This is a genomic window from Photobacterium ganghwense (genome assembly GCF_003025595.1).
GTDB lineage: Bacteria > Pseudomonadota > Gammaproteobacteria > Enterobacterales > Vibrionaceae > Photobacterium > Photobacterium ganghwense.
Genome location: NZ_PYMI01000003.1, coordinates 785,047 through 805,119 on the forward strand (window position 1 = coordinate 785,047; position 20,073 = coordinate 805,119).

Sequence of the window (20,073 nt, forward strand, 5' to 3'; positions counted from 1 at the left end):
GGTTTTTTGTGCCTCAATATCAAAAGCACCAACCAAAATGGCATGTTTTCGTTTGTGTTTCCGCTTTGGCGATGGAATCTCTCATAAAAAAACGGAGCTTATTAGCTCCGTTAGTCAGTCTGTAAGTCAGATTGTAAAACGCGGGATTAACGCTCCCAGTATGCTTCTTCCAGACAGTCTTCACGCTCAGGTAAACCGCGAGACAGGCGCGGCGCATGTTGCGTCAGCACTTCATAGCTGACACGGTTAGAGTACTGACAGATTTGAGAAAAAGAGGAATATGTCAGGAACTCAGCCACATGCTTACCGGAATTCGGTACATTGACTTTGTGATAGCGGTTGGCAGACATGTCGTGCAGCAGCGCAGATAGCGCGGCATCACCGGCACCGTTGGTGTTTTTGATCTCAACCGGGCCACCCAGGTAAGGTGCGATGTGCGAGTATACGCGAATTGGATTTTCACACGTTTCACGTTTCATTGGACGGCTGAATTCGTACTTGTTGAAATCAGCAATGCGGCCAGGCAGGATAGGCAGCGTTGATTCACGCTTCAGGGCATCCTCGGTATAACCGGCCATGTAAAGGCCAACCGGACCAGCTGTACACAGAACCAGATCAACCCACTCCAGCGCTTTGTCCGCAGCCAAGAGGGGATCTTTCTCGCCAGTCAGGGCTTCAGCTTCTTCTTCGTTCATCGCCACACAAGTGACGTGCTCTTTCAGAAACTCAATCCACCAGTCTTGTTTGCCTTCGATGACGTATTTTGTGCCCAGCGTCAGCACAACAGGCACATCGTACTTCTTGGCGTATTCAATGGCTTTCAGCGCAGAGTCTTTCATTGGGTCTGTCGGCTTGCCGCGAACCAGATAAGATGAAAGCACCAGGGCTGATGCATTTTCGAATGCACTTTCCGGCACAAATTCCGGACGAAGCTGGTTCATTTCACCTTCATTGATCGCAAAGGTACGTTCACCGTCTTCAGTGATCAGGGTGTAGCAACGACCGATAGGCCCATTAACCGGTTGCAGGTAATCCAGATCCATACGACTGGAGGTATTGCACAGGTAGCGGTAAGCGTAAGAACCAATTTTTAGATCCTGGCTCATAACACCCAGCAGAATTGACTTGTCGTCAGCCAGAACAGAGTAGTTGTGCAGCGTGTTACCAATGGTATCACCCGGGTACTCGTGGCTGATCAGATTACGTTCTTTCAGCTCTTCGTACAGTAATTCGGCTTTGTCTTCGGCAAGAACCAGAGAGTGACCTTTACTCAGGTTATGGCGAGCCAGAAAGGCATCATCAACTCGAGCTTCGATATCAACAATGGTTTGGCCAACCCCCACCAGGTGGGTTCGTGATAGCGGATTTTCTTGCTGGATTTGAGCTACTAATGGATCGCGGGCATTGACAGGGAAGTAATGCTTTGACTTACGCTGACCAGGGAATTTCATGTATGGGGCTATCAGTTAGAGAAAATTTTGTTTCATTCTATCATAAAAATGCGATTCACATCCCATATTGTGATGTGTTGATGACAGCGAACGTTCTTTTGCTCACTTTTTGCTCGGGCTAAAGCCGGCTTATGCATCCACATTTCTATAACTGCCTAGTTTGCAAACAAAAAAACAGCCGTAAAAACGGCTGTTTAATTGAAAGCGAAGGCGTAATTTACCCCAGCTTTACTGAGAAAGCAACTTAGGTTCGAAGGCTTTGGTACCGGAAACAGGACGATTCACTGAAATGGAGCGGCCTTTCTTCATGCCTTTTTCATAATCGTCGGTTAAACCTTTCATCGCTTCCTGTAACTGCTGTTTGAAGGTTTCCCGATCCAGATTTTCGAACTCTTTATCGATGAAGTTAGTCATGCGTGAATCGTGATCATCATCGGTGTTGAGCTCCGGTAATTTCTCCAACGCTCCTTCAATCCAGCCAGCCAGGAAAGAGGAAACACGGCGGTTCACCTCGGCGCTGCTGGTTCCCGAACCCTGAAAACTGTTACGGAACTGACCGGTTTGCTGATTCATTTCGCGGTAAACCACATCAAAGGCAAAAGCGGCAAAAATGGCACGCTCGGCCAGACCGATAAACTCGGCCTGCTTTAAGCCCTTGTGGTTGGTCAGGACGCATTCCACACCAAAGCGGCGGTTAATACCGCGAATGATTTTCAGAATGGTCTGGCTGATATCTGCCGGGAGCAGGGTGGCCGTCTTGGTTTTACCCATCTGGATGAATTCGATATCGTCCTTGTCCAGCCCGTATTTCAGCATCAGACGATGAGCCATTTTGATAGCTTGAGCGGCTTCGTTGACATTGGCAGAGTTACCCAGCTCTAGGCATTTCGCAATTTTTTTCAGCGCCTTTCGCTTCTGTTCTGACATTCGATATCACCCTGATTGAAAAAAGGCCGATATTTTAACGTGAAGCTGGCATCAGCACAATTATCCTCACTCAAAACAGCGGCTGGAATGGTAAAAGAAGAGGGAAAATCAAAGCACTGCAACTTATCGTGAGTTGGGTATAATGAAAGACACGTTTTCGGAATCAGTGTAAATCATGACGTTATCTTATCAAGCGATTGATATCCCCTTCGAATATCGCCATACCTGCTGGTTTTGCGGCGAGCCGTACTATGAGTCGTTCGCCTTCATGCCTTCGCCGAACTATGACAATCAGGCGAGCCCGGTTCTGGTTCCCTGTTGTGAAGAGTGTTACGGGTTTTGTCGGACGATTAAGGTGAGTGGCCTTGATTTGTTGCGGGACAAGGTAAAAGAACAATTACATAAAAAATACCAAAAACACCTGCAAATCGGGGTGAACTGGACAAAAGAAGAGCTTGAAGCGAGTGAGTTTGAGGGTAAAGCCCTGGAAGGTTTTCGGGAAAGTGCCTGGAAGATGTTCGAAATTGCCAAAGGGCGAGTGAATTATCAGGGCTGGCCGCTGGCGATTGATGGTCAGCCTCTTGAGCCTCTGCATGGACGGTTCCATGTCCAGTTTGATGGTATTACTTATACCAGCCTGAATCAGGCTATTGTTCAGTTGGCCAAGGCGTACGATATACCACAACCGTATCTTGAAGCGGTTGTGGAGGTGGTCGGCCGGGATCGCCTTGCGTATGCGATTCGCTTTGCCAAAACCACCTATGGTTATTCCACCGCGGAAAGGGAAGCCAGTATCGCCAGCCTGAAGGCGCTGCTGGCTGAAGAAGAAGTGCTGGCTCAACCAGTGGCGAATGCCGAAGGTATACAGGTCGCGGTAGGGGAAATCAAAGAGCTGATCCTGCATCGCACGTTGATTCCGGCACATGCGACGCAATGGATTCTGGAGAAAGGGATAACATCTCTGGCGCAGCTGGCTGAACATGAAGACACGTTTTTTGAGCACTTTAATCAGGATTCAGAACTTACGGCGTTTACCTATTTTACCGCAATGCAGATTTATCTGGAGCAACGTGAGATTGACCCGTTATGGGCCGATGAGCAGGATCCGAATCGGGCGCTATTCGAGCGACTGCAGCATAATAAATAGCTTTTCTCGCGCTAACGTTATCCCGGAATTGCCATACATCGACCTATAAAAACAGGCGCCAGAGCGCCTGTTTTGTCATCGTCCGTTGCTGATCATCATGTAGCAATGAACGGGGTCTTTAATCGCGGTCTTAAACCACTGTTTTTCGCTTACTGTACCCGGTTATGTCTGGCCCAAATCTGGGTATTGCCATCTTTATCGAAGGCAAGTACATCGTAAGCATCTTTTTGATCCCCATACTCCATGCCCGGTGAGCCCATCGGCATTCCTCCGACAGCAAGACCAATGAAGTTAGCCGGCTTTTCTTTCAGGAAGCGTTGAATATCTTCTGCTGGCACATGGCCTTCAAACGTGTACCCCTCAATGACTGCGGTATGACACGATGCATACTCTGGACGAATCCCTTTATCAATTTTTATCGGGGTCAGGTTTTCTTCAAAAACGACATCCAGCTTGAAGCCGTTGTCTGCCATGTGCTTCACCCAGTCTTTACAGCACCCGCAATACGGGGACTGATAGTTAGTGCCGGTAATGGGCGTTTCGGTAGCGTTAAGCTCAGTGGCGGAAACAGAGGGGGTAGCCCATACGAACTGAGTCAGCGCAAGAAAAAGCATAAAACGGTATTTCATAGTCATTATCCTGTTATCGGTATTCGTGCTCAGCCGGTCTATCAAAATACGCCATGTATCGGCTGTTCAGCCGGCTGAATGGTAAAAGGGTTGGCTGCTTAAAGAACTATTAAATTAGCAGCGAGCGGAGTTAACCGCCGATTTTGTCACAGATGATGAGAATGAAACCGTAGCAGGAGGCCGAAAAATCTGGCGGCTAAAAGAGGTCGGTGAACCGGCAATGGCCGTAAGCAAAGAAGATGTTTGATTTTCCAGCAAGGGCAAGGTGGATACCAGAATGGCAAGCATTGCCGTGCTGCCGACATGGCATTGTCCCGAAAGGCATTTTTCGGAGATGCAGCCCTTCGAAAGGCAGTGGTCGGTAGCATTGAACGTGGAAAAACCCGCCACTTCAGGGCTTAGAGCAATGTTACCAGATGTACTGCCGCAACAGGGGTCTGAAGGCGTAGACGTCTGATCTGATTGATTGGAGGACTCATGCAAGGTAACGGGCATGGCTGTGGCACTACGTTCGCCCTGACAGCAATCCATGCTAACAGCGGAATACAGGTGTGTGTTATTCGCCACACTGCGGGATAGGCCCGGTAGCGAAGTTAGTAACATCAGTATGGTAATACCAAGAGCTATCGCTCTCTGAAGGAAGCCTCTTTGGATAAAGACACTGTTCAGGGAGTGACTTTGAAGGAAAGCCTTTCGGAAATAGGCTACTGGGAGACGGCCAAGATGGACATTGCCTTCTCGAAAGCATGCTCGCTGACTGCTCATCATTTACCCACTATATCCCATTGCTTAAACCTCACTCCATAACCACAAGTATTTTGTGTTTATGGTTTTGTGATTATAGCGATCGCTGTTGAGGTCACTCAACAAAAATATGACGAAACGTACCTGGTTTCTTGAAACTGAAATCTTCTAAGTAATTGTCTGAATGATAAGGCAGTTTAGAATGATAGTCTTTACTACGCTTGTAAGCCTTGTGTGATATAGATTCGATTGACATTAACACTGACTTTTTTCTGACAAACTATCGTGTTCTATACGCTTAAATAAGTGCAATTAAAAAGTACAAACGCTAGGACATTTTTGGGGATGCAATATACAGAACAAGACCGTCAGGTACTTCATGACACATGGATGAGTTATAAGGCGAAGATGCGTGTCACACAGATCGAGATGGCCAAAAAGCTGGGTGTCAGCCAATTGATCTTTTCTGACATTCTACGTGGCCGCGAGCCGCTGGAACCTCGTTTTGTTAATCAGTTTTGTAGTTATATCGGGGTTGACCCGATGTTGACTTTGCCGTCACTGAGAAATCAGATTGGCAACAGCATGCCGAACTCCGTGACGCTGACCAACACATTCATCGTTGATGGTGATATTAAAAGTGTGCGTTACAACGGAAATCAGGTTGTGGTTGAGTACGTTCACAGCGTTGATCTCCACTGATAGCCTTGCCTGTTTGCGATCTTGTTTATCTCTGGATGTTAGATGTTGTTAACATCAGATATTGATAAGCATCGTATCCGCATTAACAGAAGCGCACAAAATAGCCCTCATTGATGAGGGCTTTTTTGATTCACGGGTTTCATCCTGAGTAGCCTCTGTCGCGGCCCTTTTGTCGGTAAACCGTACTAAACGGGGCGACTGGTACTCAGATGCTTGCCTACGATTCAGATGTGAGCCATTACAGGGTTAAACCAATATATTCGGTTAATTTTTCTCATCATCGACTGGCCATTCCGGCACACACAGATACAAAATGGCTGCGCAGAACAGGGCCGCCATTAAATCTGTCGGCCAGTGCATGCCCAGCCAGACCCGGCTGATCCCAACACCTACCCCCCAGGTGATGACACCTGAAGCAGGCAGATAGTGTCTGCGACGCAGGAAAAATCCACCCCAGAATGTCACACATGCAGCCGCAAAAATGGTGTGGCCGGACGGAAAGGAGTAGTTGGTTTCTGATTTCCAGTGATCCGTCCGCCAGTGGCTGACACGGTTACCGGCTTCTTTAATGGCTGTCTGCTGTTGAGATTCATCCATCTGATAAAAAATGTCCGGAGACTCAACAATACCGAGTGCCTGAAGTTGATAGGTGTACGGGCGTGGTATCTCGGTAATATGCTTGATGGCTGTTTTGGCAATCATGCACAGCACCAGGAAAAGGGTAAATTGGATGCCAATTTTTATGATGTGTTGCTTGGGCATTTTCAATATTACCGGCGCTGACATCAGAATGATTACTGTCACGGCAAACCCCGGATTACCGGCAGAGTCAGTAATAAGGGTAAAAAACAACCCGATTGCATTATTGACTGAACCGGTCAGCGTTGCCTGAGAATAAAACATCAGCACGCCAGACAATAACGTTGCGAAAAGAATAAGGGCAATGTAGCCAGGTATTTTCCGGCTGAAAAAATTACGTGGAGACATGATTATAAAGTCGCGAAAAAATAAGACATAAAGTGTAGCAAAGGACTCTTAAGATAAAGTAAAGATTACGTCATTTAACATGCAATCCCAATGAGATAGGTTATCTCTTACTCAGGTGTTGGTGCCGTGTTACCGCTATGCTGGTAGAGTGCTGGTGCGCTGTTGGCGTCGAGTTGGCAGCCTGATAAAAAATTGTTTAAGGATAAATCATGAAAATTGCGCTTATTGGCCTGGGTGATATCGCGGTAAAAGCACATTTACCGGTGTTGAGCCAAATCAGTGAGGTGGGTGCTGTGCACCCGAAACGTAGGGACGTTAACGCAACTCGCGGCAAGATTTCGGATCTCAGAATATTATACCGATTACCGTGATCTGATTCGTTGCGGCATCGATGCAGTCATGATTCACAGTGCTACTTCCTCGCATTTCGAGCTGGCTTCGTATTTTTTGAAACAAGGAATGCCAGTGTTTGTCGACAAGCCATTGGCGGATAATTTTGCCGATTGTGAAGCGTTACATGATCTTGCGGAATCACAGCAACAGCCACTGTTTATGGGATTCAACCGCCGCTACATCCCTTTGTATTGTCAGGAATTGCCAGGGTATGCACTACCGGGAACAGCTGTTTGTCATGCCGAAGCTTCGTCGCTCCGTGCGCTTCGTTGGGAAAAACACCGCTATAACCTGACAGGCGAGCCGCGTACTTTCATTTATGACGATTTCATTCACCCGCTCGACAGTGTTAACTTGCATGCCGATTTGAAAGCTGATGACCTGATGGTAACCACCCAGTTTGATGTGAATCAGGCAGGGGCATCATCGATGCGTCTTGCTCGGGTTGATGTTCAGTGGCAGCGAAAAAACACCCTGTTTCAGGCCAGTATGAATCGCCAGCATGGCATGACTTGCGAACATATTAGTGCCGATTATCAGAACATGAGTTTTCGGTTTGAATCATTTACCGAAGGGCGTTGTTGGAGGGAAGGAGCAGAGCGGACGGTTCGGCAGCCTGACTGGACGCCGATGCTGGCATCGAAAGGTTTTGAAGCAATGGCGCACCACTGGCTTACCGTGGCAGAGCAGGGTAAACAGCCATTGGCTATCACGCAGCGAAATTTTCACTCTCACTGGCTGGCCGAACAGGTTTTACGTAAAGTGCAGCCTAGCCTTTAATGACAAAAGTGCCAACGTATAACCCACCTCCTCACACTTGGCTGATTCGCAGCTATCAATTTTCCCGGCCATTGGCCGGGTTTTTTGTTTCTGCACTTTCCTGTTTCTGCACTTTCTGTTTCTGTGCTTATTGCTCCAGTAATTTTTGCATCAGTTTTTTTGTATCTGAACGCTTTGCTACTGCGTGCCACTTCTTTTTGAACAGAAGCAAAATGAAACAGCGTAGAAGCCTGACATTTGCGGAAACAGATCAGCTTAAAACGAGTGGTTTTCAGGCTGTGTAAATCATCGAAAAGGCTATGAACACTAAATATATTTTGCTGGAATTTTATTCTCTTAAAATTATGTTGTTTGAGTTCAAAATATTTTATGGGGTTGGGTGGTGTTATAGTAACTTACTAAATTACTTGGTTATTTTTGTTCTATAGCTTGATTTGTTGGTGTGATCTAAGCGCTAAATAAAAGAATATTAAGAAATATTTCACTGGAAAGTACTGTTTTGAGCTGTTAAGGTGCCGCCCCTCACACAAACCGTGAGAGTAATATGCACTTCAATACCCCTAAAGGTAGCGATAAAAATGTTTTAGTTCTAACGATTGGTTTCTTGGGGCTGTTTCTTGTTTTTTCGCTGTACGATCTCGCCCTCGTCAGTCGATTGATTGAGGCATCTTTTGCATCTGCAACTGAAATCTTCGGCCCATTGTGGCAATGGTTAATGGTTATCAACTTTGGTCTGGCAGTGCTTATCGCTGTCAGTCGATTTGGTAAACTCCGGATGGGAACAGCGGCGAAACCGGATATCGGCACATTTCGCTGGCTGGCCATGATTATGTGTACCTTGCTGGCCGGTGGTGGTGTCTTTTGGTCGGCGGCTGAACCTATCTACCACTTCATGACTGCGCCTCCGACGTTTGACGGTGTGGATGCACTCTCATCGTCTGCTGTTGATGCAGCTCTCAGTCAGAGCTTTTTACATTGGGGATTCCTTGCCTGGGCGGCTCTGGGAACGCTTGCCACCATTGTGCTGATGCATGCTCATCATCAGGGAGGGCTGAAGCTCAGACCTCGTGCGCTGTTGTATCCTCTGGTTGGCGATAAACTGGAAAATCACTGGCTGGGTTCTGTGATCGATGCCTGCTCAATTGTCGCGGTGGCTGCCGGAACAATAGGGCCTATTGGTTTTCTGGCCTCACAACTCGGTTACAGCCTCCAGGAAGTCGTGGGACTGGCAAACGATACTTCGACCCAATTGAGTATTCTGGCCGTCGTGGTTGCGATTTATTCGATCTCGGCCTTCACCGGAATGGATAAGGGTTTGCAATGGTTAAGCCGCTTTAATGTGGTAGGCGCTTTTGCATTGCTGGCACTGATGCTGAGCCTGGGTCCGACCGACTTTATTCTGGCGCATTTTGGCAGTGGTTTTGCTACCTATCTGCAAAACTTCACCACATTAAGCACAAACATCAGCTCTCCTGGCTGGAACCAATGGTGGACGTGGTTCTTCTGGGGGTGGTTTATTGGCTTTGCGCCGATGATGGCGATTTTTATCGCCCGGATTTCTGAAGGGCGAACTGTGCGTGAACTGGTGATGACCGTTGCGATCATTGCCCCTGTCGTGACCAACTTCTGGTTTACCGTTTTGGGCGGGACCGGTATCAGTATTGAACTCAGTTCCCCGGGCAGCATTTCCGGTCCGTTGACGGAATCGGGTCTGCCAGCGGTATTGTTGGCAACACTGGCACAATTGCCGTTTAGTGACTGGATTATTCCTGCATTTCTTGTGTTAACGACCACTTTTGTTGTCACAACCGGAGATTCCATGGCTTACTCGATTGCCATGGTGGTATCCGGCGACAGCCAGCCATCAAAAGCGCAGCGACTGTTTTGGGCGGTTACAATGGGCGTAATAGCGGCGGTGTTGCTTCTGGCAGGCGATGGCGGGCTCAATGCCTTACAATCATTTATCGTCATTACAGCCGTACCTGTTTCTTTGTTGGTGGCCGTCAGTCTGATCACCGGTCCCTTAACCTTGCTCGCGATGCAGGAGACAGATCGCCAGTCGCCAAAGCAATCAGTCCAGATTGTCTCATCGGTACGCTAAATCAGTATTAGCGGTATCACCGGCAACACGTTTTGATCGAGCCGACACTGAATGTGTCGGCTTTTTTATTTTCAGAAATCTGTTACCTGAAGATGTATTCAGGGCAAATAGCATCTTGTGTCACATCGGGTTTGTGCTATTAGTGAAAGTCTGTGATGAACGAAGAGAGCCTGAGGGAGATGGGTATGCGACCGGAAAGTGAACCACAACCCGTGATTGAGACTGAGCGATTAGTGTTAAGGCCGTTTCTGCTGACTGATTGTAATCGGATTGCAGAGCTGGCAGGCCATCGGTTAATCGCGGAGATGACGGCGAATATTCCTCATCCGTATTTTCCCTCAATGGCGGAGCAATGGGTCAGTTCCCACGATGCTTTATACCGTGCCAATGCGGGGGTAGTGTACGCCATCACGCTAAAAGGGGAAGATTTGATCATTGGTGCCGTGAGTTTTCCGACACTTAAGGATAACTGCGGTTTATTGGGCTACTGGTTGGGCGTGCCGTATTGGGGGCATGGTTATACCACGGAAGCCGCAAAAGGCCTTGTGGCTTATAGTCAATTGCACTTTGGGTTGGAAAAACTGCAAGTCATGCACTTGGTTACGAATGACAGATCGAAATCGGTAATCAGAAAACTGGGTATCCCGTATATTGAAAATCGATTTATTAGGGCAAATGGGTATGAGCGGGAGGTCTGTTATTATGAGGGCCGGCTTAAGTAAGACTGACAGAAATCGTATCGCCAGGCGAGAAGTCAAAGTATGCCCAGTGGTGATCAGATCAGGACGTCGAGGGACCGGCTGTTTTTATCCAGAGAATTCAGGCCAGCAGGATTTTGCTCAAATGAACTCGGCTCTTTCAGTGAATGCGCGTTCAGGTATTGAGCTTTTACTGTTCCGCCATCCTATTGCCGGGGTGCAGCAGGTCAAAGGGACACTTGAGCTCTGGGATGAGTCAATTGAAGCGGCGACAGTCAGAGAACTCGAGGAAGAGTCAGGAATACCAGTAAAAACGATTTCTTCGACCTCAATACTGGGCCAATGGGAAAGCGGTTTTCAAAACCAGCAGTGGCATTTTGTACTTTGTGATGGCGAAGAGAAAGCCTTGCCTGACACATGGTCTCATTACACCCAGGATGATGGCGGACATTGGTTTGAATTTTTCTGGTACGAGCTAGAGGGTGAGCCTCAGTGGAAAGCTCACCCTGTTTTTATTGAAGCCATTTCCCAGATTCGGCAGTTACTGCTCACGTCATAAAAAAGTGAACGCCGGTTACTTACGTACCGGCGTTCGTTTCTAATGAGTTTGCTGCATTAATGCTCCATACGGCTTTCGTCGTAAGGCGCAGACTTGTATGGTTTTGGCGACTGTACAATTGAGGTGTCGCTAAGGGTTTTCAGATAGGCCACGATTGCCGCTTCTTCATCGGAAGTCAGTCCGAGATTACCAATCGCTACGCCAATAACACTGGTATCCGGAAACTCAGAGGCAGGCCAGCAGTTGTTGGCTAACGCTTCTGCTTGTGTCTGAACGCCTTCCGGACAACGTGTAATACCAAATCCTTTCGCTGTCGCTCCGTTTACATCCGCACTGTTGTAGAAGTGCACCAATGTTTCCAGGTTTTTGAACCAGCCATTATGCGTATAGGCTTTAGTGAAACCATTGCCTGGCCGCAAGTCGACGTTGCGGAGAGTCGGTGTTTTATGAAGACCAATATCCCTTTCATCTTCTGTGACGCCATAAAGACCCTCATCAGGCTCGGGTGAGCCGGGTAGTTCATAATTCCGGGGCACCCCAATATTATGGAAAGCGTCGTCGGTATATCGTTGGTGAAGTAGTGTGCCGTCAGTATCGACATCCTGGTTGCTGCGGTGGCAAATTGCGGCACAACCGGCTTTACCATAAAACAATTCGTGGCCTTCATTTTCCAGTTCAGTTAATCCATTTAACGGGAAAGTTCGGCTTTCAGTGGCTAATAACGCTTTGTCACGTTTGGAGTCATAGGGATTGTTTTCAGAAGAAAGCTGCCATGCGCTCAATGCGATCGCGAAGCGGGCAAAAACAGTATCCAGTTTGTTTTTGTCGCTACAATCTAGTGGTTCATCCCAGGCATATTCATACAATTCATTCCCCCAGGCCGATTTAGCCACTTGTTCACAGACCAGCTTGATATCTTCCAGTCGTGTCTCTGGTTTACCTTCCCCAATACCTTGCTCTACATGGTTAATGAAAGGACTGGCAAAGGCCTGATCAGCAACAGGGCCGAGATACTTTTCATACATTCTCTTAAATTCGGACACTTTGGCATTTTCAGAGAAGCTGAAAGCATTGGCTTTTGAATCTTCAATTTCGTGACCGGAAGCACGACCATTCCAGAATGCGCCACCACAAGTAAAGAATAGAGTGATTGGCCCCCTGGGAGTATTTAAGACTGAATTACAGCCGTTGATCTGAAAGTTTTTTAAACCAACGACATCACCGTTTTCATCCATGTGCTGGACATATTTGTTTGTGGGTGGTTTTAGACCACCTGCATTTTTGACACCGGGAGGCGTGTCATTGTTATCACCGTTAGGGTCTGCACCAGTGACGGCAACCTGTTTAAGGTTAACACCGGAGTGCTGGTTTGTACCGCCAGCGGGTGGATAGTGACACGACGAACAGGACTGGCGCTTAGGTTCGGAAATATTTTCAAAAAATAGCCGCTTACCTAATTCTTCAAGATACGTCATTTCAGACGAACTTTTGTTAGTGGCAGCAGGGGTACTTTTGCTCGGCTTGGCCTCTGCATGAGGTATCAGCATTAAGGGCAAGAGTGCGAGAGAAAGGGCTGAGAGTTTAAGCAGTGGCCGGGAAGGTAAAATTGCACTGCTCTTGTCAAATAGAGTTCCAATGTGACTTTTCATTATTTCTACCTCTGAATGGATTATTCAGTGCACCTGCGGTTCGATCTTTGCCGATTCTCAACAGGTACAAGCCAACATCTGTAGCAGTACAACTATATAGTCAGGGTGGAAACACGGATTCTCAAAAATAATAAGAGTCATAATTGATAAACAATTGACTCAAAAATATACAAAAAACGATGATATAAAAGTGCTGCATCACCACGATAAGAACACAGTATTATTTATAACTAACAGAGGGTTACTTTACAGGCCGGGGGATGTAGTCAGAATGCTGTATACTTATTTGGTTATTTCTAGAACAATGAAATCGCTTCAAGTTTCCTTTTTCTGATGTTTTAAAATTTTCTCCATCTTTTCAATGGATTGCCTAATGATAAGTGCAGGCTTATTTTTTACCGCCTGCTATCGGGGTAATGTTATGTTAGATGCGAAAGTTGTAGAAGAATTTAGACAGGCACTACGGGGTGAACTAGTCACACGTGACGATCCGGCTTATGAAGAAACACGTAAGCTATACAATGGCATGATAGATAAAAAGCCATTATTGATTGCCCGGTGTGTGGATGTTGCCGACGTCATAAACGCGGTGAACTTCGGACGTGACAATCAACTGCTGACGGCTGTTCGAGGTGGTGGCCATAATGGCCCCGGGCTTGGCAGCTGCGATGACGGCTTGGTCATTGATTTGTCGTGTATGAAAGGGGTACATGTTAATCCGGAACACAGAACGGTTACGGTATCACCCGGCTGTACGCAGGGCGACGTCGACCATGCGGCACATGCATTTGGTCTGGCGGTTCCGGCGGGCATTGTCTCATCCACCGGGGTGGCAGGTTTAACGCTGGGGGGCGGACACGGCTATTTGTCTCGGCAATACGGACTGACTATTGATAGTTTGTTGGAAGTCGATGTGGTGTTAGCTGACGGGCGATTTGTGACCGCCAATGCTGAGCAGAACGACGATCTCTTCTGGGCGATACGGGGAGGCGGCGGTAATTTCGGTGTTGTGACCCGGTTTATGTATCAGGCGCATCCGGTCGATCAGGTATACGGCGGCCCGATTTTCTGGGATGCCTCTGATGCCAAAACATTGATGAAATGGTATCGCGATTTTCTGCCTCGAACTCCCCGCGAACTTTGTACTGTATTAGGTATGAAAACCGTCCCTTCAACGGCACCTTTCCCGGAACCTATCTGGGGGCGTAAAATTTGTGCCTTAATCCTTTGTTACAACGGTAATGAAGCGGACGCGACCGCGGCATTGCAAGAAGTCGAGGAAGCGCTGCCAGAACCTATTTTCCGCCATACCGGTATGATGCCGTTCACGTTCTTGCAAAGCCTGTTCGACCCGTTGTTACCACCGGGATTGCAAATGTACTGGAAAGGTGACTTCTTTGATGAACTGACAGATGAAGCCATTGAAGTACATCTTGAACATGCTGCCAAAGTCCCCAGCGAACTGTCACTGATGCACTTATATCCTATCGATGGCGCGGTGCATGAGGTGGGCAGCGATAACATGGCGTGGAGTTTCCGGAATGCGACATGGTCAATGGTGATTGCCGGGATATCACCGGATCCGACTCAGGCAGAAGATCTGAAGAACTGGGGACGGGCGTATTGGAAAGCCCTGCACCCTTATTCGTTAGGTGGGGCATACATTAATTTTATGATGGAAGAAGGCGATGAAAGGATTCGCGCAACTTACGGTCAAAATCATCAGCGGTTGGTGGAAGTGAAGCGTAAGTATGATCCGAATAACTTTTTCCGGGTTAATCAGAACATTAATCCTGATGGTTAAGGTCAGCCGAAAACTCGCTGTTGGTCAGGATGTTGGTCTATATGTTGTTCAATAAATTGACCGATTTGTCGAAACACTATCGCGCATAAACTGAACCGCCTCCGGATTGTGCCCGAGGCGGTTTTTTATGTTTGGGGCTGAAAGTATCTTTTGGTTTTAAAGATGCTCAAGTCAGCCAAAAATGCAGTCAGCCAGAACTCAGTCAGTGTTCATTGGGCCAGTTAATATCATCCCATTCTGGTAGCGTAACCCCCTCGGGCGATCGTAGCCCAGTAATACGGGGCCGTCTAAATCCACAATAGATGCGCGACTGGCCAGTGGCAGTGCCATCTCCATGGCTAAAGATGTCCCCACCATGCAACCCACCATAATATCGAAACCTGCCGCTCTGGCGGTTTGTTCCAGTTTCAGTGCTTCGGTCAGGCCTCCGGTTTTATCCAGTTTGATGTTGACCATTTCAAAACATCCGGTAAGCGCCGCGATGTCCTGCGAGGTATGGCAGCTCTCGTCAGCACAGAGCGGAATCGGATGAGGAATGCCTTTTAATAGTGAGGCCTGTTCGGCCGGAACCGGCTGTTCGATCATCTTGATGTTCAGTGGCGCCAATGCATCAAATAACGGGGATAATGGCAGATCGCCCCACGCTTCATTGGCATCGAGAATCAGCGGAATGTCTGGTACCGCTTTACGGATGGCACTTACACGCTCGATAACCGCTTCAGCATCAAGCTTAATTTTGAGTAATGTTGCCCCGTTCTCGGCCAGCTCTACCGCCTGACTGGCCATCACATCAGCTGTGTCGATAGAGACCGTCATCGCCGTGGCTATCGCAGGCGCAATTTCAAACGCGGGAGAGGGAAAGTGGCTCTGCCATTCCAGCCGCCATAACGCACAGTCCAGAGCATTGCGGGCAGCCCCTGCCGGCAGCAATGACTGAAGTTGTTGCCTGTTCAACGTCAGATTGTGGCCTCTGGCTGAGATCTGCTCAATCTGCCTGATGACACTCTCCACACTCTCCACACTTTCACCGTAGCGCGGGTAGGGTGTGCATTCAGCACTGGCACAGCGGTTACCCTCATAAAGAGTGACGGTGACGACATCTTGATGAGTACGGGTACCACGTGAAATGGTAAATGGGCGGGCAAACGGAAAACGTTCATGTTGAACGGTAATTTTCATGCGTCACCTGTTTTATTTGGGTTCTCATTTTGGGTGCGGTGTGTGTTGATTTGGGCGCTCATGGCTGGCTTCAATTGTTTGACGATGTCGCTTACGCCAAAACGTACCGGATCCGTGACTGGCAGTTGGTATTTCTGATGCCAGTTCTGACATAACGTAACGGCTTCGTCATGGGATAAGGCAGAGGTATTCAGGCAAATGCCGACAAAATGGGCGTCAGGGTTTGTCAGTTTGGCTGCCGCCAGATTCGCTGCCAGACAGTCAGCAATATCCGGGATCGCCTTGTGAGGTAAATGACGAATATGCTGTCGCCCGACCTCGTGGCACAGTACCAGTGCGTCCGGCTGTGCGCCGTGCAATAAGCCTAGACTTACGCCAGCAAACGACGGATTAAATAGTGAGCCTTGCCCTTCAATGATGTCCCAGTCGTGATTGGTAAATGCGGGGCTGATAGCTTCGGCAGCGCCGGAGATAAAGTCGGCAACAACGGCATCGACGGCAATGCCCTTACCGGCGATTAAAATGCCGGTCTGGCCAGTGGCACAGAACTGGGCGGAGAGGCCTTGCTTTCTCATTTCCTGCTCAAGTGCCAATGAAGTGTACATTTTACCCACTGAGCAGTCGGTGCCGACGGTTAACAGGCGCAGACCTGATCGAGGGGCACCCGTACCCACCTGCAGCGGCTCATCATGGTGTCGTACATCAAAGAGCTGGCAGTGATGCTGCGCGGCGGTATCCCTGAGGGTATCGTTATCGCTCAGGCGTTGATGCATACCGGAAGCAAGATGAAAACCCAGCTCCAGCGCCTGCTTCAGCGTAGATAGCCAGTGCTCGGGAATAACGCCACCGGCATTGGCGGTGCCAATGACCAATGTTTTCGCTCCCTGCTTTCGGGCCAGTTCGAGGCTGGTATCTGGCAAGCCGAGTGACACCGTGTCGCTATTGAGGCGCAGTTGACCTAAACAGGCATCTGGCCGCCACTGGGCAATACCGGCGGCAGTTTTGGCTGAAAGAGGATCAGTCACATCCCCGAGAAAAAGCAGGTAAGGCTGAGGAATGTGAGCCTGCGAGATGTGAGCAATCGTCGATGAAGATGTCAGTCCGTGCATTGTGAATCCTTGTATAGGCAGTCGATAGGGGCTGCTTGATAACGTCGTCACAATACAGTAGTTACAACACACTGATTTATCGAATACTTATCTGTGAGTTAGTCATAACCTGAAGTTATGGCTTTGCCACCATGATAGTGAATGTCAGGCAAACGCTTCACCCCGAATGCCCACATTTTTTCCAGATAAATGTCACTGAGTTGATTGTGTTTGCTGGCTCAGAAAGAGCTGAAATTGCCGGGCGGTGTCGGAAATTGGGGTATGTTCAGCTACCAGGCACGTCAGTGAGACGGGGATGGCCGGAGAGAGCGTTCTGGTGATGAGTTTTTCGGTAAAATACGACGCAGTCCAGGGATCGACAATGGCTGTCCCCATTCCTTCACAAACCAGCTTTGCGGCAGCCATGTAAGATCGGACGGTGACTTGATGATGATAGTCTGGTGCGATGTGTTTGATTGCCTGACTGATCTGAATGCCGAGTGGGTCACGGCTGTCCAGACCGATAATTCGCTCGCCATGCAACACCAGCTCGTCAAGGGATACAGAAGATTCGCCTTCCATTAAGGCGCTGCTGACTGACACTGAACCGTTGGACACTGACATTGCCGCTGTTGCTGGCAACAAAGCAACCATTTCGGATTCTAATATCACAGTGCCACAGGTCCCTGGCGGAATATCTCGGCCAAAGCTGACAACGACATCAATCTCGTTTTGGAGCAGTGCCTGACAAAGGGCACCCCGGTTATCCGTCGAAAGGTCAACTGAAACCGCTGGGTTCTGGCACAGTTTTTTAATCACAGGGGGAAGGAGAGTGGACGCCAGCACAGGCGGTGCGCCAATGCGTAAATGCTGATGGCCTTTTTGTAATTTGCTGGTTAACGACTGCAAGCTGCCTAATTGTAGATAGACCTTTTCCGCTTCAGGCAATAAGCGCAGCGCGGAATCTGTCGCAATCAATCTGCCTTTGTGACGATGAAACAACGGAAAACCGAGCTGCTGCTCAGTATGCGCAAGAACACGGGTCACATTGGGCTGCGAGACATGAAGTTGTTTTGCGGCACCGGAAATACTGCCCGCTTTAATGATGGCGTAAAACACTTCAATTTGACGTAAGTTCACTTTAACTCCTTATAAAGTCAGCCTGAAAACTATACCGTCAAACTGAATAGGAGGAAATCTTCACTTGTTGAAGGTTGTAGCCAGCGCCTCAGCTCTAGATACTGAGATGTTTAGATTCTCAGATGTTTAAAGACATCAAGACATAAGACATAAAGACATAGCGAAACAGATACATAGAGACCACTTATTGGGATATGTACTTAGCGTGAGCCACAAAACCTGTTAGGCAGTCAGGCATGGCAACAGGCGATGATGTTGCTGTTGATGTGGTTAATAAAGCAGAGAACAAAGTGGTGAGTGACAAACCGAGATAGGAAAGAAAACAGACGAGAAAGAAATCCGGCTCAGGCGATGCGAAATGGCAGGCCGTGAGCCGGAGACCAAGTTTATTTGTCGGCAACCGGGATCATAATGTGAGCGTAAGGGGTATCTTTCCACATGACATAAGGGCCACCTTTGCTTGGGTCATCGGTCAGACCGGTGAGCATTTCTTTAGGCACTATGATCATCATGTGTGGCCCGGTTTCCACATAGTCTGCTGCTTCTTTGGGAGAGGCATGATAAGGATCAGAATTACTGACACCACCGCCAGCATCCCCTTGCAGCATGTACGAAATCCCGATTCGGGTAGGTTTATAATCGGCCTTGCTGGTCAGCGCCCCCATCATTTCCAGCCAGACAGCATCGGCACATATTGGAGCATTGTCGCCGGGCATGGTTTCTGGCATACAAGTCCAGCCATTGGTGCCTTTCACTACTTCTTTGCCGTCAACAATGATAGTGGCATCGTTACTGACAGACGGTGGAGCGGCAGATTTCGCCCGGCCAATTTTATCGGTCATCATATCGTTTGACATGGTACTTTCTTCAGCCATGGCAAGGCTGGTCATACAACAGGCTGATATTACGGCTAAAGCACATAATTTTGCCTTGGTTTGAGTAGCCATGATGATTTCTCCAGATTTATTGCTATTCGTATCATGGATCGATCTGTCATTACTGAATGACAACATAAAGTATAGGGAATAAAGAGAAAGTCGTAGGCCGGAAGAAAGGAGAGGAGAGCTTGTTGCCTGTTTTCAAGGTGTGCAGAGATTTGTCAGGCAGAAAATGAAAAACCGGCAGGCAAGGCTACCGGTTTTCTTCAAAAGCTATTTTTTGAGAGGCTTTTTTGCAAGGCGATTTCTATGAAAAGGGTATTCACAAAATCTATTGCTGTAAAAGCCACTTCGTGAGATTAAGCCGCAATTTTTGCGCTAAAGTCCACTTTGCGTTGGTTGAAGCGGTTTACCAGATCATCAATGTCATCCTGACAGTAAGGCTTCAGGCCGCTCATCAGCATGTGTTTACGACCAGTACCCACCACTTCACCGTTTTCCTTGAAGCAGAATTTCAGGGTCACGCTGCCACGTTTACCGTCCACTTCAATATCAGAACCGGTTAGTTCAACCGTTGGCGCAGTCAGATCAAGACGTTCAAAATCCAGTTCCATGCTTTCGTAAATGACCAGCGGACGTACCGGATTAATCATAATGTCTTTCGACTGCATCAGCGGAACCATGATGTGCGGGAAGTTCATTCCTGAAAATTGCACATAGCTTTGGGTAACGTGCTCGATAAGTTCGGCGTCGGTCGTGATGTCTCCGTCACGGGTTACGCGCAGGTATTCTTTACCCGCGTTGTCGACAACCGCAAAATTGTTAAACGAACTGTGCGCTGCTTTTAGTTCAATGCCATCATTAATCATACCCGCGAATTCAAAGCGCATTTTACGGCTGATACCGGCTTTAGCGAGTACCACGGAAAAAAGCAAATCGCCCGGTACACAGAAACGCTTATTGTCTTCATCGTGAATGGGATTGAAATCGCCGGCGATTTTCTTAGCAAAGTGGCTCGCCTGCTCACGGGTAAATGTGTAAACACCATTCTGTTCTGAATAATAGGACTCTAAAAACATACGTAACGTTCTGAAAATTAAAGGAGTTAATCAAACTGTCAGGTATTTTACATGATAAGTTCATGATCAATGGTCTAGCCAGTGGAAAGGCATAAAATCATTGACATTGACCTGCTTGTAGATTAGTGCACCATATCA

16 protein-coding genes and 1 pseudogene are annotated in these 20,073 nt (G+C 48.0%); 7 read left to right on the top strand and 10 right to left on the bottom strand.

What is annotated here, in order from left to right:
- Positions 1-146: 146 nt before the first annotated feature.
- Positions 147-1,451 carry an inosine/guanosine kinase gene (locus tag C9I92_RS13910; RefSeq protein ID WP_047885377.1) on the bottom strand — a complete coding sequence of 435 codons (1,305 nt, stop codon included), beginning with the start codon at positions 1,449-1,451 and terminating at the stop codon, positions 147-149.
- A gap of 228 nt (positions 1,452-1,679) precedes the next feature.
- Positions 1,680-2,378 (bottom strand): DUF2786 domain-containing protein, encoded by a 699-nt coding sequence (locus C9I92_RS13915; protein WP_047885378.1) that lies wholly within the window; start codon positions 2,376-2,378, stop codon positions 1,680-1,682.
- Positions 2,379-2,553: 175 nt separating this feature from the next.
- Here C9I92_RS13915 and C9I92_RS13920 point away from each other — a divergent pair, with 175 nt between their 5' ends.
- A complete protein-coding gene (locus C9I92_RS13920) occupies positions 2,554-3,525 on the top strand; it encodes a hypothetical protein (RefSeq protein WP_047885379.1) in 972 nt (323 codons plus the stop codon).
- Positions 3,526-3,674: 149 nt separating this feature from the next.
- On the opposite strand, the gene C9I92_RS13925 is transcribed toward C9I92_RS13920, so the two are convergent.
- Positions 3,675-4,154: a DUF411 domain-containing protein gene (locus C9I92_RS13925; protein WP_047885380.1), complete on the bottom strand. Its 480-nt coding sequence runs from the start codon at positions 4,152-4,154 to the stop codon at positions 3,675-3,677.
- Positions 4,155-5,243: 1,089 nt separating this feature from the next.
- On the opposite strand from C9I92_RS13925, the gene C9I92_RS13930 reads away from it, so the two are divergent.
- Positions 5,244-5,600: a helix-turn-helix domain-containing protein gene (locus C9I92_RS13930; RefSeq protein ID WP_047885381.1), complete on the top strand. Its 357-nt coding sequence runs from the start codon at positions 5,244-5,246 to the stop codon at positions 5,598-5,600.
- A 264-nt stretch (positions 5,601-5,864) separates the two neighbouring features.
- Here the strand turns inward: C9I92_RS13930 and C9I92_RS13935 are convergent, their stop codons facing one another.
- Positions 5,865-6,503: a phosphatase PAP2 family protein gene (locus C9I92_RS13935; protein ID WP_242551864.1), complete on the bottom strand. Its 639-nt coding sequence runs from the start codon at positions 6,501-6,503 to the stop codon at positions 5,865-5,867.
- A gap of 293 nt (positions 6,504-6,796) precedes the next feature.
- Between C9I92_RS13935 and C9I92_RS13940 the strand changes: the two are divergent.
- The 4 genes and pseudogenes from C9I92_RS13940 (at position 6,797) to C9I92_RS13955 (ending at position 11,118) form a co-directional block, all read left to right on the top strand.
- Positions 6,797-7,760, top strand: a pseudogene (locus tag C9I92_RS13940) (Gfo/Idh/MocA family protein).
- Positions 7,761-8,304: 544 nt separating this feature from the next.
- Complete coding sequence (locus C9I92_RS13945; RefSeq protein WP_047885383.1) at positions 8,305-9,861, top strand: BCCT family transporter; 1,557 nt, start codon at positions 8,305-8,307, stop codon at positions 9,859-9,861.
- 185 nt (positions 9,862-10,046) lie between these two features.
- The gene (locus C9I92_RS13950; protein WP_047885456.1) at positions 10,047-10,583 is read left to right on the top strand and encodes a GNAT family N-acetyltransferase; all 537 of its coding nucleotides are present in this window, start codon (positions 10,047-10,049) and stop codon (positions 10,581-10,583) included.
- A 121-nt stretch (positions 10,584-10,704) separates the two neighbouring features.
- A complete protein-coding gene (locus C9I92_RS13955; protein WP_047885384.1) occupies positions 10,705-11,118 on the top strand; it encodes an NUDIX domain-containing protein in 414 nt (137 codons plus the stop codon).
- Between the two features lie 56 nt (positions 11,119-11,174).
- Here C9I92_RS13955 and C9I92_RS13960 read toward each other — a convergent pair whose 3' ends face one another.
- Entirely contained in the window at positions 11,175-12,767 is a 1,593-nt protein-coding gene (locus tag C9I92_RS13960) for a cytochrome-c peroxidase (protein WP_248827377.1), read from the bottom strand.
- Between the two features lie 421 nt (positions 12,768-13,188).
- Here C9I92_RS13960 and C9I92_RS13965 point away from each other — a divergent pair, with 421 nt between their 5' ends.
- Positions 13,189-14,571 carry an FAD-binding oxidoreductase gene (locus C9I92_RS13965; RefSeq protein WP_047885458.1) on the top strand — a complete coding sequence of 461 codons (1,383 nt, stop codon included), beginning with the start codon at positions 13,189-13,191 and terminating at the stop codon, positions 14,569-14,571.
- A 198-nt stretch (positions 14,572-14,769) separates the two neighbouring features.
- Here the strand turns inward: C9I92_RS13965 and dgcA are convergent, their stop codons facing one another.
- From dgcA to C9I92_RS13990, 5 genes are all read right to left on the bottom strand, one after another.
- Positions 14,770-15,750 carry an N-acetyl-D-Glu racemase DgcA gene (gene dgcA / locus C9I92_RS13970; RefSeq protein WP_047885385.1) on the bottom strand — a complete coding sequence of 327 codons (981 nt, stop codon included), beginning with the start codon at positions 15,748-15,750 and terminating at the stop codon, positions 14,770-14,772.
- A complete protein-coding gene (dgcN, locus tag C9I92_RS13975; RefSeq protein ID WP_084712560.1) occupies positions 15,747-16,859 on the bottom strand; it encodes an N-acetyltransferase DgcN in 1,113 nt (370 codons plus the stop codon). Before dgcN ends, dgcA begins: the two co-directional genes overlap by 4 nt.
- Before the next feature lie 192 nt (positions 16,860-17,051).
- Entirely contained in the window at positions 17,052-17,978 is a 927-nt protein-coding gene (locus C9I92_RS13980; protein WP_047885386.1) for a LysR family transcriptional regulator, read from the bottom strand.
- 386 nt (positions 17,979-18,364) lie between these two features.
- Positions 18,365-18,925 carry a hypothetical protein gene (locus C9I92_RS13985; RefSeq protein WP_053061828.1) on the bottom strand — a complete coding sequence of 187 codons (561 nt, stop codon included), beginning with the start codon at positions 18,923-18,925 and terminating at the stop codon, positions 18,365-18,367.
- A 290-nt stretch (positions 18,926-19,215) separates the two neighbouring features.
- Positions 19,216-19,935 (bottom strand): DUF3581 domain-containing protein, encoded by a 720-nt coding sequence (locus tag C9I92_RS13990; RefSeq protein WP_047885387.1) that lies wholly within the window; start codon positions 19,933-19,935, stop codon positions 19,216-19,218.
- Positions 19,936-20,073 lie beyond the last annotated feature (138 nt).